A 22777-nucleotide genomic window follows, 5' to 3' on the forward strand; every position below is an offset into this window, starting at 1 on the left:
GAGGGAAGGCAGGTGAAAGCCGGAGGCGGCAGTCGCGTCCGGCTCGAGGGGGTCAGAGTGCGTAGTGGCTCAGTTCGCGGGCGATCAGCAGGCGCTGGACTTCGCTGGAGCCTTCGTAGATCTGGGTGATGCGTGCGTCTCGGTAGTAGCGCTCCACCGGGTAATCCTCCAGGTAGCCGTAGCCGCCATGGATCTGCATGGCGCTGGAGCACACGCGTTCGGCCATTTCCGAGGCGAACAGCTTGGCCTGGGAGGCTTCGGACAGGCAGGGTTGCCCGGCGCTTTTCAGGCGCGCGGCATGCAGGACCATCAGGCGGCTGGCGTTGAGCCGGGTGTGCATGTCGGCGAGCAGGTTGGACACGCTTTGGTGTTCGATGATCGGCTTGCCGAACTGGACGCGTTCGCGGGCATAGCCCAGGGCGGCCTCGAAGGCGGCGCGGGCGATTCCCAGGGCCTGGGCGGCGATGCCGATGCGGCCGCCTTCCAGGTTCGACAGGGCAATGGCCAGGCCCTTGCCGCGCTCACCCAGCAGGTTGGCTTCGGGAATGGTGCAGTTGTTCAAGGTCACCGCGCAGGTATCGGAGGCCTTGATGCCCATCTTGTGTTCGCGTCGGTCGACCACGAATCCGGGGTTGTCAGTGGGGACCAGGAAGGCCGACAGCCCTTTCTTGCCCAGTTGCGCATCGGTGACGGCGAAGACAATGGCCAGCCTGGCTCGCTCCCCGTTGCTGACGAACTGCTTGGCACCGTTGAGAATCCACTGACCGTCGCGCAGTTCTGCACGGGTACGCAGGTTGTGCGCTTCGGAGCCGGCCTGTGGTTCGGTCAGGCAGAAGCAGCCGATCGCTTGACCACTGACCAGCAGCGGCAGCCAGCTGTCCTGTTGCGCGGAGGTGCCGTATTTCAGCAGCGGGCCGCAGCCCACCGAATTGTGGATGCTCATCAGCGCGCCGAGGGCACCGTCGCCGGCCGAGATCTCTTCCACGGCCAGGGCGTAGGCCACATAGTCGGTATAGCTGCCGCCCCAGGTGTCCGGTACGACCATGCCCAGCAGGCCCAGCTCGCCCATCTGCGCCACCACGGCGTCATCGATCCAGCCGGCCTTCTCCCAGGCCTGGGCATGCGGCGCGACTTCGCTGCGGGCGAAGTCGCGCGCCATGTCGCGGATCATGCGTTGTTCTTCGGTCAATTCGATATCGTGCATTGCAAAGTCTCCTGCCGATCAGGCGGTGCGTACGGGCTTGCCGGAGGCGCATTCAAAGTCGTTGAAGAAGGCTTGCACCCGGGCAGGTGCCAGTTCTGTCAGGGTTGGCGGGTTCCAGCGTGGGCACTTGTCCTTGTCGATGATCAGGGCGCGCACACCCTCCATCAGGTCGCCCTTGTCGAACCACTGGTAGTCCAGGTGCAACTCAAGGGCGAAGCACTCGGCCAGGCTCAGGTCACGACCACGGCGCAACAACTCGAGCGTCGTGGCCATCGCCAATGGCGAGCGGCTGTCGAGCAGCTTCACCGTCTGCTCGGCCCAGTCTTGCAGCTCGGGGCGTTGTTCGCGTTGCAGCGCGGCGTGAATGGCCGGGACATCGGGCAAGGCGAAATACTCGTCGATCGCCTGGCGACAGGCCTTGAGCTCGGAACCGGCAAGTCGCTCGGTGGCCATGTCGGCGAGCAGGTCCTGCAAGTCTTCGACGGGCGCAGCGGTCCAGTTCAGGTGGTCGAGGCAGGCATCCAGCTCGGCCAGCCGTTCGCTAGGCAGGTAGTAGTCGGCAAGGTTCGCATAGAGGGCATCGGCGGCACGCACCTGGCAGCCGGTGATGCCCAGATAGGTTCCCAGTTCACCTGGCAGGCGCGGCAGGAAATAGCTGCCACCGACATCGGGGAAAAAGCCGATGCCGACTTCCGGCATGCCCATCCGCGTGCGCTCGGTGATCACCCGCAACGAGGCGGCCTGGGCCAGGCCCATGCCGCCACCGAGGACAAAACCATCGAGCAGTGCCAGCACTGGCTTGGTGTAGCCATGCAGGTACTCGTCCAGGGCGTACTCCTCCTCGAGGAACAGCTCATGCAGGTTGTCGCCGGCCTTGTAGCTGTCGTACAGCATGCGGATATCGCCACCGGCGCAGAAGGCCTTTTCACCGGCGCCGCGAAGGGTCACGGCGACGATCTCCGGGTCCTGCTCCCACGCCCACAGGTGCCGGCAGAGCAGACGCACCATGGGCAGGTCCAGGGTGTTCAACGCGCTTGGCCGATTCAGTGTCAGGTGGCCGACACGGTTGCGTACGCTGGCCAGCACCGGGGCTTGCTGCTCGCTCATGCTCAGGCTTCCCGGCGGAACAGGTTGATGATGGCGGAGAAGTCCAGTCCGCCGTTACCTTGCAGGCTGAAGGTCTGGTACAGCTGCTGGGCTACGGCACCGAGCGCGACCGGTTGGCGCGCGTGCCTGGCCGCTTCAGTGGCCAGGCCCAGGTCCTTGAGCATCAGGTCGCTGCCAAAGCCGCCGCTGTAACCACGCGAGGCTGGAGCGTTTTCCAGCACGCCCGGGAACGGGTTGTTGATTTCCGAGCTCCAGCAGCGACCGGTGGAGGTATTGATCACTCCGGCCAGGACCTTGGCGTCCATGCCCAGGGCTACACCCAGGGCCATGGCTTCGGCGACGCCAACCATGGAGATGCCGAGCAGCATGTTGTTGGCGATCTTGGCCACCTGGCCGTTGCCTGCTGCGCCGCAGTGCACGATGTTCTTGCCCATCGCCGAGAGGATCGGCAAGGCCTGGTCGAACACGCTGTCCGGGCCACCGACCATAAAGGTCAGGGTGCCTGCCGCCGCACCGCCGGTGCCGCCGGATACCGGCGCGTCGAGCATCGGGTTGCCTTGGGCAAGGGCGTATTTGGCCACCTCGCGGGTGCTCAGCGGGTCGATGGTCGAACTGTCGATCAACAGCACGCCCGGGCCGATATTGGCCAGCAGTCCATCTTTGCCGCGATAGACCTGCTTCACGTGCTCGGCGGTCGGCAGCATGGTGATGATCACCTCAACCCTGGCCTTGGCCACGGCGGCGGGTGAGTCGGCGGCGCTGGCGCCGGCCTCCACCAGGGCGGCGACCGCCTGGGGGAAGGGATCGAAGACGGTCAGGCTGTGGCCGGCCTTGAGCAGGTTGCGGGCCATTGGGCCGCCCATGTTGCCCAGGCCGAGAAATCCGATATGCATGTTGGCTACCTTTTACGAGTGGGGGCAGTGGCGCAGGAAACCCTGCGCGCGCTTGTCGTCGGCCGACGCAAGGCGTCGGCCGGCAAAGGTCATTTCAGGGTGATGGTGGTGTTCACCGCGCCGCCGGTGTCGTCCTCGTCGAACCAGCGCTGGGTGATCGTCTTGGTCTGGGTGTAGAAGGTCACCACTTGCTTGCCGTAGGGACCCAGGTCACCCAGCTTGGAGGCGCGCGAACCGGAGAAGGAGAACAGCGGGACCGGTACCGGGATTGGCACGTTGATGCCGACCTGGCCAACGTCGATCTCTTCCTGGAAGTGCCGCGCGGCAGCGCCGGAACGGGTGAACAGGGCAGTGCCGTTGCCGTTCGGGTTGGCGTTGATGATCTCGATCGCCTCGTCCAGGTTGGCGGCGTGCATGACGCACAACACCGGACCGAAGATCTCTTCGCGGTACACCGACATTTGCGCAGTGACGCCGGAGAAAATGGTCGGGCCGACGAAATTGCCATCCCGGTAGCCCGGCACGTTCGGGTTGCGTCCATCCAGTTCGAGCCTGGCGCCTTCTTCGATGCCGCTGGCGATCAGACCGTTGACACGCTCCAGGGCGGCGCAGGAAATCACCGGGCCGATGTCGGTGCCCGGCTCGGTGCCGCCATTGATCTTGAGGGTCTTGGTTCGTTCGATCAGATCCGGCAGCCAGGTCTGCGCTTCACCCACCAGGATCACCACGGGCAGGGCCATGCAGCGCTGGCCGGCAGCGCCAAAGGAAGCACCCAGCAGGTTGTTCAGGGTCTGTTGTTTGTTGGCATCGGGCAGGACGATGGCATGGTTTTTCGCACCCATCATGCACTGCGCGCGCTTGCCGTTCTGGGTGGCGCGGTTGTAGACGTGGGTGCCGACTTTGGTCGAGCCGACGAAGGACACGGCCTTGATGTCCGGGTGGTCGCAGATCAGGTTCACCGCGTCGACGCCGCCGTGGATGACGTTGAGCACGCCCTTGGGCACACCGGCCTCCAGGGCCAGTTCCACCAGGCGCATGGTCACCAGCGGATCCTGCTCGGATGGCTTGAGGACGAAGGTGTTGCCGGTGGCGATGGCCATCGGGAACATCCACAGCGGGATCATCGCCGGGAAGTTGAACGGGGTGATGCCGGCGCACACGCCCAGCGGCTGCAGCAGGGTGTAGGTGTCGACGCCGTTGGCCACGTTGTTGGCCAGTTCGCCCATCTGCAAATTGCCGATGCTGGCGGCGTGTTCGACCACTTCCAGGCCGCGGAACACGTCACCTTCGGCATCCGGCAGGGTTTTGCCTTGCTCGGCGGTGAGCAGGGCGGCCAGTTCCTTGATGTTCTCGCGGATCAACTGCTGGTACTTGAGGAAGACACGGGCACGGGCACCGATCGGGGTCTTGCGCCAGGTCTTGAAGGCTTGCTTTGCGCTGGCCACGGCGGCGTTCATTTCCTCGGCGGTGGCGAAGGGCACTCGGGCCAGGATTTCCTGGGTGGCCGGGTTGACCACGTCGCGCCACTGGGTGCTGCGCGATTCGACGAACTCGCCGTTGATGAGAAGCTTGACGCTGGGAACGATGGAAGAGGTCATTTACGGGTCCTGCCTGCTTTTGTTAGGGCGAATGAGTCCCCTCGGCGTGGTTGGCCGAGTGGTCGGGTCTGGATTCGGGAGAGGGGCCGGCATGCCGGCCCCAGGGGTCAGCCTTTGAGTTGCGGGAAGTCTTCTTCGAAGTATTCCTGCGGGCCACGTGCGTCGCCCTGGCGACGCTGCACTTCCATTTGCCGCAGTTCCACCCGGCGGATTTTTCCGGAGATGGTCTTGGGCAGCTCGCTGACAAATTCGATGCGCCGTACCCGCTTGTAGGGCGCCAGGTGCTCGCGGGCGAACGCGAGGATGCTGCCGGCCAGTTCGTGACTGCCCTGTGCGTCATGGGCCAGGATCAGATAGGCCTTGGGCACTGCCAGGCGCACCGGGTCGGGGCTTGGCACCACGGCCACTTCCATCACCGCCGGGTGCTCGATCAGCGCGCTTTCCAGCTCGAAGGGGCTGATGCGGTAGTCGGAGGCCTTGAACACATCATCGGCACGGCCGACGAAGGTGATGTAGCCCTCGTCGTCGATCTGTGCGGTGTCACCAGTGCGGTAGTAGCCGTCGCGCATCACTTCGGCGGTCTTTTCCGGGCTGTCCTCGTAGCACAGCATCAGGCCAAGCGGGCGTACGTCCAGCGGCAGGGCCACTTCGCCTTCGTTACCCGGCACGCCATCGGGATCGAGCATGGTCACCCGGTAGCCCGGCAACGGACGGCCCATGGAGCCCGGCTTGAGCCGCTGGCCAGGCGTGTTGCCGACCAGTGCGGTGGTTTCCGACTGGCCGAAGCCGTCGCGCAGCAACAGGCCCCAGGCATGCAGGATCTGCTCGATGATCTCCGGGTTGAGCGGCTCACCGGCGCCCACCAGTTCGCGCAGGCGCAGGCGAGACTTGTAACTGGCCAGGTCTTCCTGGATCAGCATGCGCCACACGGTAGGCGGCGCGCACAGGCTGGTGACGCCGTAGCGCTCGAGCACGCCGAGCAGGGCTGGCGCGCTGAAGCGTGCAGTGTTGTGGATGAAGATGCAGGCACCGGCATTCCACGGTGCAAAGAGGCAGCTCCAGGCGTGCTTGGCCCAGCCCGGGGACGAAATGTTCAGGTGCAGGTCGCCCGGCTGCAGGCCAATCCAGTACATGGTCGAGAGGTGGCCGACCGGGTAACTCTGGTGACTGTGCAACACCATCTTCGGCTTGGAGGTGGTGCCGGAGGTGAAGTACAGCAGCATCGGGTCGGTGGCCAGCGTGCGACCCTCTGATTCGAACTGCTCGGAATGCTCGCTGGCGGCGCTGTGCGGGGTCCAGCCGGCGGGGGACGGGCCGACGCAGATGCGGCTGCAGTCTTCACCCAGCCCGTCGAACTTGTCGACATGGGCGCTACCGACCACCAGATGGCGAACATGGCCGCGCTCGATGCGGTCGCTGAGGTCATCGGGGGTCAGCAGGGCGGTGGCGGGAATGACCACGGCACCGAGTTTGAAGGCGGCCAGCATGGTTTCCCACAGGGCGACATCGTTACCGAGCATCAGCAGGATGCGTTCGCCGCGGCGCACGCCCAGGGCACGCAGGTGATTGGCCACCTGGTTGGAGCGCGCTGCCAGTTGCTGGAAGCTGTAGCGTTGTTCGCTGCCGTCCTCTTCGACGATCCACAGGGCGTTGGCCTGGTTGCCTTCGGCCATGGCATCGAAGTAATCCAGCGCCCAGTTGAATTCGTGCAGTTGCGGCCAGCGGAAGTCACGTACGGCGGTGGCGTAGTCGGTACGGTGGGCGAGCAGGAAATCACGAGCGGCCAGGAAGGGTTGGCAGTGGTTGTTCATTGGAGGCTCCCAAGACGCGCGCGGGTACTTGAAAGTGGGGAGACGACGGCAAGCAAAGATAGCTTCACGGTGGGTGCCCTATTTATTTTTATTGGGACTGACCGGGTTCATGGCCAGGTGGTTGAATCGAGTATAGGCAGGCATAAATCAAATAAGAATGCTCAAAAAATCCCGTATGTTGTGCAAAAAAGCATGGGTCTGCTGCATCGTTGAATCGACAAGGCGGGCGCTGCCCGCACCGTCAAGCGATGCAGGCAGCGCCCGCCTTGTGCGGGGATTTACCAGAGCGCCAGGGTATAGCTGAGGATCAGGCGGTTTTCGTTGAGGTCGTTACCGAAGTGGGCGGTGCGCACCGTAGCGTTGCGCCACTTGAGACCGAGGTTTTTCAGCGGGCCGCTCTGGAGGACGTAGCCGATGTCGGTGTCGCGCTCCCATTCGTGGCCGTCGGGTTTGCCGACGCCCAGGTCGATGCTGTCGCCGGATAAGTAGCGGGTCATGAAGGTCAGGCCGGGAACGCCGAGGGCCGCGAAGTTGTAGTCGTAGCGCGCCTGCCAGGAGCGTTCGTCCTTGTTGGCGAAATCGTTGATCTGCACGAAGTTGACCAGGTAGGCGTCGGTGCCATTGACGTAGGCAAAGCCGGTGTCGCCGCTCATGCGTTGGTAACCGAGACCGAAGGCATGGCCGCCGAGGGCATAGGTGAACATGGCGCCGAAGGCATTGTTGTCGATGTTGCTGTGGCCATCGTCGGTGGAGCGGGCGTAGCGCAGGTCGCTCTTGAGCGTCTGGCCTGGGCCCAGCGGCAGGACGTGGACCAGACTGAACTGGTGCTGGTGATAGAAGTCGTCCAGGCCGCCGTAGTTGTAGCCCGTGTTCAGCCGCTCGTTCCACTGGTAGGCCAGGCCGGCGAAATTGAAGGCGTCGCTGCGGGCCTGGCCACCGACAATGCCCTTGGCGCCGGTGGTGGTGATGGTCATTTTCTCGTAGTCCGAGGAGTCGCGCTGGTTGACCCGATCCACGCGCCCCGCGTCGACGCTCAGGCCTTTGATCTCCTGAACATTCAACTGGCCACCGCGGAATGTTTGCGGCAACAGGCGCGAGTCATTGGCCAGCAGCACCGGCAGCTTCGGGGCCAGGGTGCCGAGCTTGAGCACGCTGTTGGACGCTTTGAACTTGGCCGTCAGGCCCAGTTCGCCATACTCGTCCTTGGCGCGCCTGGGCGGCTGGCTGTCGCGCTTGAGCAGGCCGGTGCCGGCGCGATCAGGACTGGAGTCGAGCTTGACGCCGAGCTGGCCAAGGGCATCGATACCGAAACCGACCGTGCCATCGGTATAACCGGATTCGTAGCGCAACAGGAATCCCTGGGCCCATTCTTCTTGCTTGGACTGGGTGGCATTAGCCTGGCGGAAGTCGCGGTTGAAGTAGAAGTTGCGCATCTCCAGCCTGGCCGTGCTGTCTGCCAGGAAGTCGGCGTGAGCCTGTGCAGCGAGGCCGCTGCCGGCCAGGAACAGGGTGAGGGTGGTGGGTTTCATTGGATGCCTTTTGTTGTTTTTGTTGTCGACGAGCCGCTCCCGCGCCACTTGGAGTGGCGAGGGAAGGGCGCTATTGGGGGTGTCCTGCGCCGAGCGGCGCAGGGCGGGTGTAAAAAAGCGCGAAGCAAAGGAGCGGACTCGCGCTCGGGGCGAAAGCCCCGGAAAATCAGCGTCAGTGACTGCTGGCCATGGCCGCTCCAAGGCCGGTCTGGGCACGGACGAACTGGTCGGCATAGGCAGCGCGTTCGCGGTCGGCGCGTTCGCTGCGGTCAAGCCTGGAGGCGACCACTATGACGAGGAAGGCCAGTGGCATGGAGAACAGCGCTGGCTGGTCGTAAGGGAAGAGCGCCTGGGCATGCCCCAGTACGCCGACCCACACCGACGGCGAGCCGATCACCAGGGCCAGGGCGCTGACCAGGCCGGTCAGTCCGCCGTAGAGGGCGCCGCGGGTGGTCAGGCCGCCCCAGTACATGGCCATGATCAGTACCGGGAAATTCGCCGAGGCGGCGATACCGAACGTCAGGCCGACCAGGAAGGCGATGTTCTGGCCTTCGAACAGAATGCCGAGGGAAATCGCCACGATGCCCAGGCAAACGGTGGCGATGCGTGACACGCGCATTTCCTGTTTCTCGTCGGCGCAGCCCTTCTTCAACACCGAGGCGTAAAGGTCATGGGAGATGGCCGAGGCACCGGCCAGGGCCAGGCCGGCCACCACCGCGAGAATGGTGGCGAACGCCACGGCAGAGAGGAAGCCGAGAAACAGGTTGCCACCCACCGCCTTCGCCAGGTGCATGGCTACCATGTTGCCGCCGCCGATCATGGCCCCGCCGAGCTTGCCATCGACGTAGTACTGCGGATCCGTGCCGACGATGACGATGGCGGTATAGCCCAGGACGCAGACCACCAGGAAGAAGAAACCGATGAACACCGTGGCGAACAACACCGATTTACGTGCCTCCTTGGCATTGGGCACCGTGAAGAAGCGCATCAGGATGTGCGGCAGGCCGGCAATGCCGAAGACCAGGCCGAGGGATAGGGACACAGCGTTGATCGGGTCGGCCAGCAAGGTGCCAGGGCCCATGATCTGCACACCGCTGGCATGCACCGCCACCGCCTGGGCCGCCAGCGTTTCGAAGCTGAAGTCGAAGCGACTCAGGGCCATCAGCACCAGGGTGGTGCCGCCCGCCAGCAGCAGGACTGCCTTGGTGATCTGTACCCATGTGGTGGCGAGCATGCCGCCGAAGATCACGTAGACCAGCATCAACAGTCCGACCACCACCACCGCCGTGCGGTAGTCGAGACCGAACAGCAGCTTGATCAATTGGCCGGCACCGACCATCTGTACCACCAGATAGCAGCACACCACGGTCAGCGATCCGAGGGCGGCGAAACTGCGCACGCGGGTTTGATCGAGTCGGTAGGAGACGATGTCGGCGAAGGTGTAGCGGCCCAGATTGCGCAAGCGCTCGGCCATCAGGAAGGTGACGATCGGCCAGCCGACAAAGAAGCCGATGATGTAGACGAAGCCGTCGTAACCCTTGGCGAAGACCAGGCTCGACAGGCCCAGCAGAGTGGCGGCCGACATGTAGTCACCGGCGATTGCCAGGCCATTCTGGAAGCCGGTGATACCGCCGCCTGCGCTGTAGAAATCGGCGGCGGAGCGGGTGCGCCGTGCCGCCCACCAGGTGATCAGCAGGGTGGCGAGGACGAAGACGAAAAACATGCCGATGGCGTGCAGGTTGAGCGGTTGCTTCTGCGCAATGATGGGGTCGGCATGAGCCAGCACAGGGCTGAGGGCGAGAAGGGCGGAAAGGCGTTTCATGCGCGGGACTCCTGGAGGATCTGCGAGCTGAGCACGTCGAAGCGGGTGTTGGCGCTGTGCACGTACCAGGCGGTGAGTAGCCAGGACAAGAGGATGATCGTCACGCCGATTGGCATGCCGAGGCTGAGGTGACTGCCGTCATACAGCGGCAGGTGCAGCCAGGCGGGAGCGAAAGCCACCACCATGATGAAGCTGTAATAGATCGCCAGGACCGCGCCGCTCAGTGTCCAGGCCAGCAGCGCACGCTGGCGCGCGAGGCGCTGGAACTTGGGGTTGGCCCTGACCCGTGCACAGGTCTGGGTGTGGTTCGGATGGTCAGTCGTCATGGTGAGGCTCCGCTTTTTCTAGTTGTTTTTGTTGTTCGGCCTTTTGAGGGGCGTACGGGTACCCGGGCAGCGACCCGATGCGGGACGCCACCTGAATGCTGATGTGCTGGAGTTATTGCCGCCTGGACGATCTTGCGAAGGAGAGTGGGCGGTGCAGGAGGGCGGGCCTGATCGGCTGCGAGGCGAGCAGAGGATCGGGCCAATGGCAGGCGAGAACCGTGGTCGCGATTGCGCTGTTGCGCAGCTGTTTGTGTCCGGCGTGCAGGCCGGCGTTTATCCATGCGCTCATGCTGTCAGCCCTCGTTATTTATTATTGGGGAGGGGACTTTCCTGGCCGGAAAACGACGCTGGCCAAGTTGGGTGAGATGCGAGTATATAAGGGCATATTTCCCATATGTATTGGCAGAAAAGCTCGATGGATATGCAAAAACGCACAACGCAGCCGCCGCTGAACTGGGACGACTTGCGTTTCTTCCTCGAAGTTGCCCGTGCTCGCACCGCCAGCGGTGCGGCTCGACGCCTGGGAGTGGACTACACCACCGTGTCGCGGCGCATCCGTGCCCTGGAGCAGTGCCTGGGCGCCCTGCTGTTCGAGAAATCGCGAACCTCAGGTTTCGTCCTGACCGTGGAAGGGCAGCGTCTGGTCAGCCACGCCGAAAGCCTGGAAAGTACGCTACTGGTGGCTTGCGAACAGGTTTTCGGCACCACAGGGGGGCTCTCCGGGCATCTGCGCATTGGTTGCACGGAAGCCTTCGGAACCTGTTTCATCACGGCGCAGATGAGCCATTTCCTCGAGCACTACCCGAATATCTCGGCGGACATTTTGCCGGTCCCGCACTTCATCAACCTGTCACGGCGCGAGGCGGATATCGCCATCACCCTGGAGCGGCCCGAACGCGGTCCATACGTGTGCTCGCGACTGTGCGACTACCGCCTGCGCCTGTATGCGACGCCGGAGTACCTGGCCAATCATCCGTTGATCGGCTGTCGTGAAGACCTGTCCGGCCATCCGTTCGTGACCTACGTCGAAGACCTGGCCTTCAGCTTCAAGCTGCTCTACCTGAACGACCTGATGCCTGGCGCCAACTGCCGTCTGCGCAGCACCAGCGTGGTGGCCCATTACCATGCAGCCCTGGAAGGGCGGGCGCTGGCCATCTTGCCTTGCTTCCTCGCCGGCCCCGATCCCCGCCTGTGCGAAGTGCTGCCGGGGGAAGTGGAAGTCACGCGACAGTTCTGGATGTATTACAGCGAGGACTTGCGCAAGCTCAAGCGGGTCACCCTGGTAGCCGACTATCTGCGCGCTTGTGCGCAGCTGAATCGTCCGTTGTTGATGGGGGAGTCCCATACGATGCTCTACTTGCCGTCGCCCTGAGGGAATGGGAGGTGTAGCCTTGCAGGAGCTGCCGCAGGCTGCGATCTTCTGATCTTGCTTTTAAACAATCAAAAGATCGCAGCCTCGTTGCACTCGACAGCTCCTGCAGGAGAATGGCGCTGACCAATGGCATGGGGGTGCCTGCCGTCATCACTGGCTGGAGCGAATGGCCCCTCCGTCAATCAACAGGTTCTGTCCGGTCAGGTAGCCCGCATGGCTGCTGCAGACGAAGGCACAAAGCGCACCGAACTCCTCGGGTGAGCCGAAGCGTCTGGCAGGAATTTCGCGACGGCATTCGTCAAGGAATGCCTCACTGTCTTGCCCCATTTCGTGGGCAGCGGCGACCAGGTTGTTGCGCAGTCGATCGGTGTCGAACGAGCCCGGTTGCAGGTTGTTGATCGTCACATTGCGGCTGGCAATGTTTTCTTGCCGGGCCAGCCCCGCAATGAACCCCGTCAGGCCACTGCGCGCGCCGTTGGACAGGCCCAGGCTTTCGATCGGGGACTTCACGGCGCTCGAGGTGATGTTGATGATCCGGCCAAATCCGCGTGCCGCCATGCCGTCCACGGTGGCCTTGATCAGCTCGATAGGGGTCAGCATGTTGGCATCCAGTGCCTTGAGCCAGGCGTCGCGATTCCATTCGCGGAAATCCCCGGGAGGAGGGCCGCCGGCGTTGTTGATCAGGATATCGAAATGCTCATGGGCCTTGAGCGCTGCCGCCCGACCCTCGGGGGTGGAAATGTCTCCGGCCACGGCGATGACCGTCACTTCAGGATTTATCGCCCTGAGCTGACGGGCTGTTTCATTCAGTGTGTCCTGGCCCCGTGCGGTGATCACCAGGTTCACGCCTTCGGTGACGAGTGCCTGTGCGCAGGCTTTACCCAAGCCTTTGCTGGCGGCGCAGACCAGCGCCCAACGTCCTGCAATTCCAAGATTCATGCGTGATCCACCGCTGCAGAGAGGTTTGCCGATCGGGCACCGATGCCCATGAAGCGCCGTACCCTCTCACCTTCAGCTTCGCAGCGAATGGTCTCAGGTGCGGCATCGAGTTGAACATTGCCGTTCTCCATGAAAATCACCCGATCGGAAATCGACATGGCAAAGTCCATTTCGTGGGTCACGATCAGCATGGTCATGCCTTCCCTGGCCAGGTCGCGGATCACGTTGAGCACGTCGTTGACCAGCTCCGGATCGAGGGCCGAGGTCGGCTCGTCGAACAGCATGATCTGCGGCTCCATGGCCAGGGCCCGGGCGATCGCCACGCGCTGTTGCTGGCCGCCGGAGAGCTGGTGCGGGTACTTGTGGGCATGGGCCAGCAGGCCGACCTTGTCCAGCAGCGCATAGGCACGATGCTCGCTCAATTCGCCCGGCTGGCCGTGGTACCGCGGTGCCAGGGTGATGTTGTCGAGAATGGTGCGGTGCGGGAACAGGTTGAAGTTCTGGAACACCATGCCGATGTGCCGCACGCCTTTGCGCAGGCGCGAGCTGTTGGGTTTGTCCGAGGCTTCGATGAAGGTTTCGCCGAACAACTTGATGTCGCCGGTATCGATGCTTTCCAGGCCGTTGACCGTGCGGATCAGCGACGTCTTGCCGGAGCCCGATGGCCCGATGATCGAGACCACCTGGCCGTAATCGACACTCAGGTCGATACCCAGCAGCACCTTGTGGGTGCCATAGCTCTTCTGGATGTTGTTCAGTTGCAGGATCGGCGTTGTGTTGTTGCCTGCGGCTTTGCGCGCAATGTCGGGCAAGGCTTCGGCGCTGGCCTTGAACCTGGCGATGGTGGCCGCGTCGAGTGTGTGCGGCTTGCGGAAGTTCAGGTCCAGGTAACGCTCCAGGCGCTGCAGGAAAAAGCCGAATACGGTGACGATCAACACGTAGTAGACGCCCACCGCCGCCAGGGTTTCCATGACCAGGAAGTTGGTGGCGTAGAGGCGTTGGCCGACCGTGAGGATTTCGGTCAGAGAGATCACCGAGACCAGCGAAGTCAGCTTGACCACGGTGATGTATTCATTGATCAGGGTGGGCAGCGAAATACGGAACGCCTGGGGGATCACGATCAGCCGTTGCATGCCGAGCACGCCGACACCCAGTGCGCGCCCGGCTTCCTTCTGGCCCTTGGCCACGGAAATCAGGCCGCCACGATGGATCTCCGCCATGTACGCCGCTTCAGTGACCACCAGGGCCAGCAGGCCGGAGTAGAAGGGGTTGGACAGAATCGGTCCGCTACCGGGAAACAACTGCGGCAGGTTGTAGACGAACACCACCAGCACCAGCAACGGGATGCTGCGGAAAAACCAGATGTAGACCGCTGCGGGAATGCGCAGCAAGGGCGATTGGGATAGCTTGGCGGTGGCCAGGACAAAGCCCAGCAGCATGCCGATGAACCAGGCCAGGGCACTGAGCTGGATGACCGTGACGCAGGCATTCCAGAAGTCCGGCAGGGAGAACAGGGAGAAGAAATACGACCAATCGAATTGCATGGGACACCTCGATCTGCCGCCCCCGCGCAGGGACGGCAGATAACCAGACTACAAGGGCAGGTTCTTAGTTGGCGGTCGGTTCTTCCAGGCCATACTTCTTGAGGATTGCTGCGTATTCTCCGCTCTTTTTCGTCTCCTCGAACGCCTTCTGCACGGCCTGGTAGGTTTCGTCGTTACCTTTCTTGACGAAGATGCCCAGGGTTTGCTGATAGATCGGATGCTCGGTGGTGATCACGACCCGGCCATTGGTCTTTTCCGCGATCATCTTGGCGGCACCGGCGATTTCAACCTGGGCCTGGATGTTCCTGGACAGCAGGGCCTGGGTCACTTCGGGTGCCGAAGGGTACTCGCTGACGGTGATGGCGCCTTTGTTGTTCGGCACGCAGTATTCGTCGGACAGCTTCCTGAATTCCTTGACCCAGGTCGTGCCCTGTTCCAGGCCCAGTTTCAGGCCGCACAGGTCTTCAGGTTTTTTCGCATTGATCTCGCTGCCCTGGGGCACCATGACCGCGGCACCGGTGTTGGCATACGCAATGGTCTGGGCCTGGGTCTGGCGCTCCGGCGTGATGTACATGCCGGAAATGATCGCGTCGTACTTGCCGGAGTTCAGGCCCAGGATCAGGCTCGGGAACTTGGTGTCGACGAACTCGACCTTGGCGTTCATGTGCTTGGCCAGTGCCGTTGCCAGTTCGGGGTCCGAACCCACCACATTCTTGTCCTTGTCATAGGATTCGAAAGGAGGGTAGGTGATCTCCATGCCGACCTTGAACGATTCTGCCGCGGCCATGCTCGCCGTGGCTGCGAACATGCCGGCTGCCAATACAGCCAGGCTCAAGAGGTTCATTTTATTGTTTTTCATTATTTACTGACTCCGGCGTAGGTAGGGGTTAGCTGAAAACTTCAATCAGGACGGTTGCGCCTGATTTTTCAAATGTCCGAAACTGGCGGGCTTGCGTGCCTTGCCTGGCAGTTGAACTTCCCCGTTGGCCACCCTCTGGCGCAGATACTGATAGGTCTGCAGCGCCTGGCCATACATGTGTTCGCCGATCGTGATCTCTTCATAGTCATTGCCGGCCTGGGCGAACCCGGGCAGCGGTTTGATCTGGGTGTGGTAGTCACAGGCATAAAACAGCGGGAAGGAATAACGCTCCTCCTTCACGCTGCGTACCCGGTGCGCAGTGGCAACGAATGCGCCTGCCGTCATCACCTCCAGCATGTCGCCGATGTTGACCACGAAGGCATCGGCAATCGGTGGTGCGTCGATCCATTGGCCAAGACTGTTCATCACCTCAAGGCCTGGTTTATCGGCCAGGAGGATGGTGAAGCACTCGTAATCAGTATGGGCGCCAAGACCCGGAGCGTCATGGGCGGCACCGTCGAACGGGTAGTGGATCAGGCGCAGCTTGGACGGCGGACGGGTGACCAGGCTGTCGAAATAGTTTTCTTCCAGGCCCAGGGTCAGGGCGAAGCCGCCGAACAGGCGCCGACCCAGGGCGAAGATCGCTTCATAGTAGGCCTGCACCGAGGCCTTGAAGCCTGCCAGCTGCGGCCAGTCGTTGGGCCCCAGCAAGGGGGTATTGGCCAGTACCAGCGGATCATCGGCCGGGACTTCGAAGCCGACGTCGAAGGCTTCCTTGTGGTCCGGCTTGCCCTTGGAATAAACCTCTTCGCCTTCGGGCACAAAACCCTTGTGGGTCTGCGAGGTGCCGATGTAGTGGCGCATCTTGGTGTCGAGGGGCTGGTCGAAAAAGTCCTTGGCCGCCTTGCGCAGGTTGGCGATCAGTTGCGGGTCGATACCGTGATGGGTGATATAGAGAAACCCGACTTCGCTGGCGGCGCGCCCCAATTGTTCGGCCACGGCCAGGCGGTGTTCCAGTTCAAAGCTGAACAGACCGGCGATGTTGATCACCGGGATGCTGTTGAAGTTGGCTTTGAGTGTGTCAGTGCTGGCGCTGTTGTTTTTATTGTCAGGCATGACGCATCGGCTCCCTAAGGATGGCTTGAGTGGTGGAAACGCTCGAAGTGTTTGCGCTCGGTCTGGCCCATCCACACGTTCAACGACCACAGGTCGGCGACCGGGACATTGGTGAAGGGCAGGTGATGCAGGTAGCCGTCGGCACCGAATTCCGGGGTCAGGGTGCTGACCTGGTAACCGCGGGCCTGCTGCGAGCGCCAGATGCTTTCCCAGTGCTGCTGATGGAAAGCCAGTTCTTTTGCATATTCGGGCGCCGCCGGGTGCGGAACCTGCGGCCCCTGGTCATATCCGACCCGGGCCTGGATATGGTGAACGCGCTCGATGAACGCGCTCAGGTCGTCGGCCGGATCATTCAACAGCCGCTCGCAGGTCACGACCCAATGGCTGATGTCACTGGTGAACAGCAGATCGGGCAGTTGCCGGATCAACTCCAGAGTCACCCAGGGGTTGAACAGCGAACGCGAGCGATGGGTTTCGAAACTGCAGACCTGACCGTGCTTGCGCGCCAGCTCCAGCGCCTGGCCAAAAAACTCCACCTGTTGCGCCAGGGACCAGCGGTCGTTGCCCGCCAGCACGTTGACGAAGCGCGGGGAGAGTTCAGCGGCCCAGGCGAGCTTCTGGTCGAGGTCATTGAGGTGGACGGCAGGCGTTGCCGACTGATCCGGCAGCACGTCGTAGGCGCTGAAGACGGTGCTGATATAGCCCAGGCGGTTGGCCCGGAGAAAGGCGCCAAACTCAGCCCGTTCGCGGGCGTCCAGGGGCAGGCGCGCTTCCATGCCATCAAAGCCCGCTTGCAGCAACTCCTCGAGCGCCTGAGCCTTGCTGGCGGTGTAACCCCACAGCGTACGGAAAATTTCCAGCTTCATCGGTGATCCTCAAAAATCCCAGGGCCTACTGCAAAGCACTTCGACGGCACCAGGCGGCCAAGCGATCAATGGTCGGTGGCGGCAGAGGACCTCGAATCCGGGTCCCTGCGTAACCTGATGCCACTGAGCGATGCCGAGGCTGGTTCGCTGTGGAGCTGATGTTAGGCACAGGCTGCGCAGCGGAAGAATCTGAAAGTTCAAATGAATACTTCAGACTTTCATTAACCAATAGCTGGCTAATTATCACGCTTGTCAGAAGGGGTTTTGTGGGGGAATGCGTGTCTACGCTGGGTGTTGGCGAGGGGTGCCTTTACTACGACATCATTTTGAAGACTACCAAGCGACATCGGGCCGCGAGGCGATTTGAACTTGAAAGGTTTATGACGAACGACAAACCCGGCAGCGGACGAATCAGATTGGCAACTCTGGCACCGCGAATCATGCCGGCAGAACCCCCGATATGAACACTTCAATATTGGCAATGCCGGTGGTGTGATGTGTGCGAACAGGCGCGGCGATTTTTTGCAGCCGCGGGGGTTGACCTTAAAGTGAGGTTTAAGGTGAGCATGCACGGACCTGCATGACTGTCGGACCCCGGATGATGTTGAAAACCTTTATTTCCTGTGCGTTGGTATTGATAGGCGGTGCATTCATGACTTTTGCAAATGCCGGGCCGGCCCCTTCCACGGTTGTTGCGCAAGATCGCCAGATACTGGTGATCATGACCAACCACGCCAGCTATCCCTCACGAACCGATAGCACGGGCTTGTGGCTGACCGAGCTGACGCATTTCACCGATGTGGTGGAAGCGGCCGGCTACACGACGGTTTTTGCCAGCCCCAAGGGCGGCGCTGTGCCTCTGGACGAGCGTAGCCTCGGTTGGCTTTACATGGACAAGGCTGCCCGTGAGCATTTGCAGTCCCCTGCCTTTCGCGCTCGCCTGCGAAACACGATACCGATCGCCGATGTCGATCCGTCCCGGTTCAGTGTCATCTACTTCACGGGAGGCCACGGTGTCATGTGGGATTTCCCCAATAACCCCGACCTGCGGCGTGTCGCCGAAACCATCTACAACCAGGGCGGCATCGTATCGGCCGTCTGCCATGGTGTAGCGGGACTCCTGGATCTGAAGGATCAACAAGGCCAGTTGATCATCAAGGGCAGAAACATCACCGGATTCTCTGACCGCGAAGAGCTGTTGTCGGGCATGAAGAGTCAGGTGCCCTTCTTCCTTGAGGACCGGTTGGTTAGTCAGGGTGCGCGTTACCGCAAGGGCTGGCTGCCGTTCACGTCATTTGCCATCACCGATGGGCGGCTGGTGACCGGTCAGAACCCTCAATCACCCAAGGCCGTGGCTGAAGCCGTGATGGCCGTGCTCGCCGCCGGCAACGTAGCTCGCTGATCCACCAAGTACACCCCATCACCTGGAGAAAGACCGATTGAAACTCGCAAGCGCCGTTTTAACAGCATTACTGTTCAACACTTTTGCCAACGCTGCGTTGGCGGGGACGCCTGAGATGCCCAGCCCGACCGACACAAGCACAATCGATATCGCAGGCCACCAGGTGCCCGTCGTCAAGGGCGGCCTGTACGACCGGTTTCGCTCCAACCCTCCGTTGTCGGTGATTGCAGCAGAAGTACCGGGCGTTGATCTGAGCTGGTTCAAGGGATTGGAGAAGAATAAGGTCGACATTGGCTTTGAGTCGTACTCGCCAAACTTTTACTACCAGAACAGTCGCGTCACGGCTGTTTATACGGCGGACCTGGACCGGCTCCGGGCACTGATGCCGCCCGAAGTACTGGCAACCGTGCAGCCGCTGCAAGTCTGGCCAGGTCGCGGCTTGATCGCGTTCACCGCGTACACCTACGAGCACTGCGATAACGATGCCTACAACGAGGTGGCCGTGTCGATCATCACCAACAAACCCGGCAAAGCCAATCTGGGGCCGTTCACGCTGATTGGCCAGTCGATGTCTGGAGATTTCTGGGGTTATGTGCTCAAGCTGCCGGTGAATACCGAGCTGGCGAGGGTGCGTGGTGTCGTCGGTTACAACCTGCCGAAATGGCTGACCGGCATTGACCGCAAAGAGGATGCGCAATCGGTGGTGTATGACATTACCGACAGCCAGACCGGCAAACCGGACGTGTCCTTCAAAGCGAAGAAGCTCGACGACCTGTCCCGCGATGTCGATATCGTCACCAGCAGTTTCACCAATCTCGATCACCAGGGCCAGCTGGCCTATGGGTACGCTGTTTCCCGCCAGCTCAGCCAAAGCTCCAGCCGGGACACGGATTCGGCCACCCTCACGCTGGGCGACGGCAGTCTGTCGAACTACCTCCGCTCCCTGAAGCTGGGGAAAATGATGAAGTACGAATATGTGCCCGAGTTCCAGAGCGCGCTCTATGCGCCAAAACCACTTGCCACCCTGGTTGGCGAGCGCTGAAACCTGCTGCGCCTGTCAGGCCTCGGAAGCCTGACGGGCTGTTTTTTTCCTGGAAGACGCTGCATCACGGCGGCCTGAAGTGGCTGTCACGCCCTCATCGCGCAGACGATGCAACAGCAATTGCGCATTGTCCGCACAAGCCATGCCCTCGGGCTTATCCTCGATGCCCTTGATGACCAGCAGAAGTTGCGCCTTGTTCTGGGCCAACCGCTGCTGCAGGACTTCGATTTCCTGAACCTTTTGCTTGAGTCCACTGAGCAGCTCTTCGTGCTGCCAACCACTCGCATTCATCGGCATCAATTGGCGGATTTCTTCCAATGAAAAGCCCGCCGCCTGCGCGCCAGTGATGATCTCCAGAACCCACTGGGTGTCAGGCGCATAATCCCGATAACCATTGGCTTTACGCTCGACCGATTTGATCAGGCCGCTCGCTTCGTAGAAGCGGATGCGTGAAGGCGCCAACCCGCTGATTTTCGCCAGTTCGCCTATTCTCATATTCCACCTCGAAAAATCCATTGACCTTAAAGTTGACTTTAAACCTAAAGTCTTCGGGCGGCCAAGCGGCTCGGGTGCAATGGGTGGCTCAGCCGTCATGGAGCTCTGGGGGAGGGGGGGCAAACGGAAGCCGATCCTGAAACACGCCCTCTGAACCGCCTATTGGATGGGCTGCACTTTGTTCATTCAGGGCCTTGATCGAAACAGGATTCGGTTCAGGCCTTCACTTCATTCAGGAGATGCGAACATGGGGTATGTCACTACGCGAGACGGTGTCGAGATCTTTTACAAAGACTGGGGGCCGCGCGATGCCCAGGTCATCTTTTTCCATCATGGATGGCCACTGAGCGCGGACGATTGGGACGCGCAAATGCTCTTTTTCCTGGCCAACGGCTACCGGGTTGTTGCACACGACCGACGTGGTCACGGGCGCTCCAGTCAGGTCTGGGACGGACACGACATGGATCACTATGCTGACGACGTCGCGGCCGTGGTTGATCACCTCGGCGTACAAGGCGCAGTCCATGTCGGCCACTCCACCGGCGGGGGGGAAGTCGTTCACTACATCGCGCGCCACGGCGAGGACCGAGTGTCGAAGGCCGCCATCATCAGTGCCGTTCCACCGCTGATGGTCCAGACCCCGAGTAATCCTGGCGGCCTGCCCAAGTCAGTTTTCGACGACTTGCAGGCACAACTGAAGGCCAGCCGTGCACAGTTCTACCACGACGTTCCAGCGGGACCTTTTTACGGCTACAACCGCCCAGGTGCAAAATCGTCTGAGGGCATCATCTGGAACTGGTGGCGGCAAGGCATGATGGGTTGTGCAAAGGCACACTATGACGGGATCGTGGCTTTTTCTCAGACCGACTTCACCGAAGATTTGAAGAGCATCAAGATCCCCGTTCTGGTGATGCATGGTGATGATGACCAGATCGTGCCTTATGAAAATTCCGGGGTTCTGTCAGCAAAACTTCTGCAAAACAGTACGCTGAAAATTTACCCGGGCTTCCCGCATGGAATGCCTACAACCAACGCCGATACGATTAACGCCGATCTGCTGGCATTCGTGCGGAGCTAAACAATGGAGGGCGGGTAAAAATCCCGCCCTTACCCTCTTCAAGGCCTGCAATTCACAAGTTCGACATGTGCTGCGGGCAAGATGAAGGCTTAGTCAACCATTACCTCGTCCAGTGCCTGCTCGAGGGTGCTGACCGTGCGCTCGATATTGTGCAGCTTTTCGAGTCCGAACAGGCCGATGCGGAAGGTCTGGAAGTCGGCCGGCTCGTCGCATTGCAACGGCACTCCGGCGGCGATCTGCAGGCCGTGGTTGGCAAATTTCTTGCCGCTCTTGATGTCGGCATCATCGGTGTAGCTCACCACTACGCCAGGGGCCTGAAAGCCGGCTGCAGCCACGCTTTTGAAACCTTTGCCGGTCAACATTGCGCGCACCCGATCGCCCAGCGCCTGTTGTTCGTCGCGGACCTTGTCGAAACCGTAGGCTTGCGTCTCTTTCATCACCTCGTTAAATCGCGCGAGGGAATCGCTGGGCATGGTCGCATGGTAGGCATGTCCGCCCTGTTCGTAGGCCTGCATGATCTGAAGCCACTTTTTCAGGTCGCAGGCGAAGCTGCTGCTTTGCGTCTGTTCGATGCGCTCGAGGGCCAGGGAACTGAACATCACCAGGGCGCAGCAAGGGGAGGCGCTCCAGCCTTTCTGCGGTGCGCTGATCAGCAGGTCGACTGCGCATTTGTGCATATCAACCCAAAGCGTGCCTGAGGCGATGCAGTCCAGCACGAACAGGCCACCCACCGCATGCACGGCGTCGCCGACGGCCCGCAGGTACTCGTCGGGCAGGATAATCCCTGATGAGGTTTCAACGTGGGGGGCGAAGACAATCTGCGGCCTCGAAGCCGCAATGGCTGCCAGCACTTCGTCCAGAGGGGGTGGGGCGTAGGCAGCCTGGCGAGCAGTGTCGACCGGTCGGGCTTTGAGCACCGTGGTGGCCGCCGGGATGTTGCCCATCTCAAGGATCTGGCTCCAGCGATAACTGAACCAGCCGTTGCGTATCACCAGGCATTGCTGGTCGGTGGCGAACTGTCGCGCCACCGCTTCCATGCCGAATGTGCCGCTGCCCGGGACCACCGCAACAGCCTGGGCGTTGTAGACCTGTTTCAGGGTCCTGGAAATGTTCTTCATCACACCTTGAAATGACTGCGACATGTGGTTGAGCGAGCGGTCGGTGTAGACCACTGAGTACTCGACCAGCCCCTCGGGATCGATACTGGGATATAGCTTTGACATAGGTGACTCCTTTGGCAGAGATCTCAGTGGTATCGACCCTGCGCCAAGCCTTGGCAAATGACAAGATTGCCCGGGATTGAATGGCGACTTCTGTCGAGCGGTTGGCATCATCATGTCGATTATGGACGTAGCAATGCTCGCAGGTGAATGTGGGAGCGAGCCTGCTCGCGATGGCATCGCCTCGATTTTCCGGTTGCTCCCGGATTTGTCTTGGCATTTGCCGGCGTTTTTTTCGCTTTTTAAGCTTGCTGAAACGTTTCATCAAGTCTATAAAAACGGCACAACTCCAAGAAAGGCTGCTGCCATGACCCCGCTCAAACTCTTTGTTGCCCTCAGCGCACTGTCCGCTGCCTCCCATGCCATGGCCTGGGATTACGTTCTGCTCGACACCGACAAGGCCGCCCGGAACTGGCAGATCACCAGTCAGCAACTCGGCATAAAAACCGACAAACCCTTCAGCGTTACCCTGCGCACCTTGCACGGCGGTCGGCAGGAGGGCGTCAGCATCGTCGACATCGATAACGGCACGATGAAACTTTCGGTAGTGCCGA

At 61.4% G+C, this 22777-nt stretch carries 19 protein-coding genes and 1 pseudogene; 5 read left to right on the forward strand and 15 right to left on the reverse strand.

The genetic code is table 11. From position 1 onward, the window contains the following. Nucleotides 1-52: 52 nt before the first annotated feature. The 8 genes from Q8X48_RS28770 to Q8X48_RS28805 form a co-directional block, all read right to left on the reverse strand. Nucleotides 53-1204: an acyl-CoA dehydrogenase family protein gene (locus Q8X48_RS28770; RefSeq protein WP_407802041.1), complete on the reverse strand. Its 1152-nt coding sequence runs from the start codon at nucleotides 1202-1204 to the stop codon at nucleotides 53-55. An 18-nt stretch (nucleotides 1205-1222) separates the two neighbouring features. After that, nucleotides 1223-2311, reverse strand: coding sequence for an enoyl-CoA hydratase/isomerase family protein (locus tag Q8X48_RS28775; protein ID WP_015094771.1), 1089 nt, complete (start codon nucleotides 2309-2311; stop codon nucleotides 1223-1225). Nucleotides 2312-2313: 2 nt separating this feature from the next. Beyond that, nucleotides 2314-3204: a 3-hydroxyisobutyrate dehydrogenase gene (gene mmsB, locus Q8X48_RS28780; protein ID WP_015094772.1), complete on the reverse strand. Its 891-nt coding sequence runs from the start codon at nucleotides 3202-3204 to the stop codon at nucleotides 2314-2316. Nucleotides 3205-3293: 89 nt separating this feature from the next. Further along, nucleotides 3294-4802, reverse strand: coding sequence for a CoA-acylating methylmalonate-semialdehyde dehydrogenase (locus Q8X48_RS28785; RefSeq protein WP_407802043.1), 1509 nt, complete (start codon nucleotides 4800-4802; stop codon nucleotides 3294-3296). 107 nt (nucleotides 4803-4909) lie between these two features. After that, the gene (locus Q8X48_RS28790) at nucleotides 4910-6613 is read right to left on the reverse strand and encodes an AMP-binding protein (protein WP_407802044.1); all 1704 of its coding nucleotides are present in this window, start codon (nucleotides 6611-6613) and stop codon (nucleotides 4910-4912) included. 278 nt (nucleotides 6614-6891) lie between these two features. Next, entirely contained in the window at nucleotides 6892-8142 is a 1251-nt protein-coding gene (locus Q8X48_RS28795) for an OprD family porin (protein WP_407802045.1), read from the reverse strand. A gap of 172 nt (nucleotides 8143-8314) precedes the next feature. After that, nucleotides 8315-9964 carry a cation acetate symporter gene (locus Q8X48_RS28800; RefSeq protein ID WP_102674287.1) on the reverse strand — a complete coding sequence of 550 codons (1650 nt, stop codon included), beginning with the start codon at nucleotides 9962-9964 and terminating at the stop codon, nucleotides 8315-8317. Further along, nucleotides 9961-10290 (reverse strand): DUF485 domain-containing protein, encoded by a 330-nt coding sequence (locus Q8X48_RS28805; protein WP_095966912.1) that lies wholly within the window; start codon nucleotides 10288-10290, stop codon nucleotides 9961-9963. The genes Q8X48_RS28800 and Q8X48_RS28805 overlap by 4 nt, the downstream gene beginning before the upstream one ends. Nucleotides 10291-10684: 394 nt before the next feature. Between Q8X48_RS28805 and Q8X48_RS28810 the strand changes: the two genes are divergently transcribed. After that, a complete protein-coding gene (locus Q8X48_RS28810) occupies nucleotides 10685-11662 on the forward strand; it encodes a LysR family transcriptional regulator (RefSeq protein WP_015094778.1) in 978 nt (325 codons plus the stop codon). Between the two features lie 150 nt (nucleotides 11663-11812). Here Q8X48_RS28810 and Q8X48_RS28815 read toward each other — a convergent pair whose 3' ends face one another. From Q8X48_RS28815 to Q8X48_RS28835, 5 genes are all read right to left on the reverse strand, one after another. Then, the gene (locus tag Q8X48_RS28815; RefSeq protein WP_407802046.1) at nucleotides 11813-12601 is read right to left on the reverse strand and encodes an SDR family oxidoreductase; all 789 of its coding nucleotides are present in this window, start codon (nucleotides 12599-12601) and stop codon (nucleotides 11813-11815) included. Continuing rightward, nucleotides 12598-14145, reverse strand: coding sequence for an amino acid ABC transporter permease/ATP-binding protein (locus Q8X48_RS28820; RefSeq protein WP_407802047.1), 1548 nt, complete (start codon nucleotides 14143-14145; stop codon nucleotides 12598-12600). The genes Q8X48_RS28815 and Q8X48_RS28820 overlap by 4 nt, the downstream gene beginning before the upstream one ends. Before the next feature lie 64 nt (nucleotides 14146-14209). Continuing rightward, nucleotides 14210-15004: an ABC transporter substrate-binding protein gene (locus tag Q8X48_RS28825; protein ID WP_095966909.1), complete on the reverse strand. Its 795-nt coding sequence runs from the start codon at nucleotides 15002-15004 to the stop codon at nucleotides 14210-14212. 45 nt (nucleotides 15005-15049) lie between these two features. Beyond that, nucleotides 15050-16120: an isopenicillin N synthase family dioxygenase gene (locus tag Q8X48_RS28830; protein WP_407802048.1), complete on the reverse strand. Its 1071-nt coding sequence runs from the start codon at nucleotides 16118-16120 to the stop codon at nucleotides 15050-15052. 14 nt (nucleotides 16121-16134) lie between these two features. Further along, nucleotides 16135-16986 (reverse strand): sugar phosphate isomerase/epimerase family protein, encoded by an 852-nt coding sequence (locus Q8X48_RS28835; protein WP_407802049.1) that lies wholly within the window; start codon nucleotides 16984-16986, stop codon nucleotides 16135-16137. 598 nt (nucleotides 16987-17584) lie between these two features. Here Q8X48_RS28835 and Q8X48_RS28840 point away from each other — a divergent pair. Both Q8X48_RS28840 and Q8X48_RS28845 read left to right on the forward strand, forming a co-directional pair. Beyond that, a complete protein-coding gene (locus Q8X48_RS28840) occupies nucleotides 17585-18388 on the forward strand; it encodes a type 1 glutamine amidotransferase domain-containing protein (RefSeq protein ID WP_407802050.1) in 804 nt (267 codons plus the stop codon). Between the two features lie 37 nt (nucleotides 18389-18425). Beyond that, nucleotides 18426-19430 (forward strand): acetoacetate decarboxylase (ADC), encoded by a 1005-nt coding sequence (locus Q8X48_RS28845; protein WP_407802801.1) that lies wholly within the window; start codon nucleotides 18426-18428, stop codon nucleotides 19428-19430. 15 nt (nucleotides 19431-19445) lie between these two features. On the opposite strand, the gene Q8X48_RS28850 is transcribed toward Q8X48_RS28845, so the two are convergent. Then, nucleotides 19446-19925, reverse strand: coding sequence for a MerR family transcriptional regulator (locus tag Q8X48_RS28850; RefSeq protein WP_407802055.1), 480 nt, complete (start codon nucleotides 19923-19925; stop codon nucleotides 19446-19448). 247 nt (nucleotides 19926-20172) lie between these two features. Between Q8X48_RS28850 and Q8X48_RS28855 the strand changes: the two genes are divergently transcribed. After that, nucleotides 20173-21003, forward strand: a complete 831-nt coding sequence (locus Q8X48_RS28855) for an alpha/beta fold hydrolase (protein WP_095966903.1) — start codon at nucleotides 20173-20175, stop codon at nucleotides 21001-21003. Between the two features lie 89 nt (nucleotides 21004-21092). On the opposite strand, the gene Q8X48_RS28860 is transcribed toward Q8X48_RS28855, so the two are convergent. Continuing rightward, entirely contained in the window at nucleotides 21093-22226 is a 1134-nt protein-coding gene (locus Q8X48_RS28860) for an alanine--glyoxylate aminotransferase family protein (protein ID WP_407802052.1), read from the reverse strand. 133 nt (nucleotides 22227-22359) lie between these two features. Here Q8X48_RS28860 and Q8X48_RS28865 point away from each other — a divergent pair. Next, a pseudogene (locus Q8X48_RS28865) lies at nucleotides 22360-22777 on the forward strand (hypothetical protein); the annotation flags it as partial.

Source organism: Pseudomonas sp. QLc11A, assembly GCF_052112305.1.
Classification (GTDB): Bacteria; Pseudomonadota; Gammaproteobacteria; order Pseudomonadales; family Pseudomonadaceae; genus Aquipseudomonas; species Aquipseudomonas laurylsulfatiphila.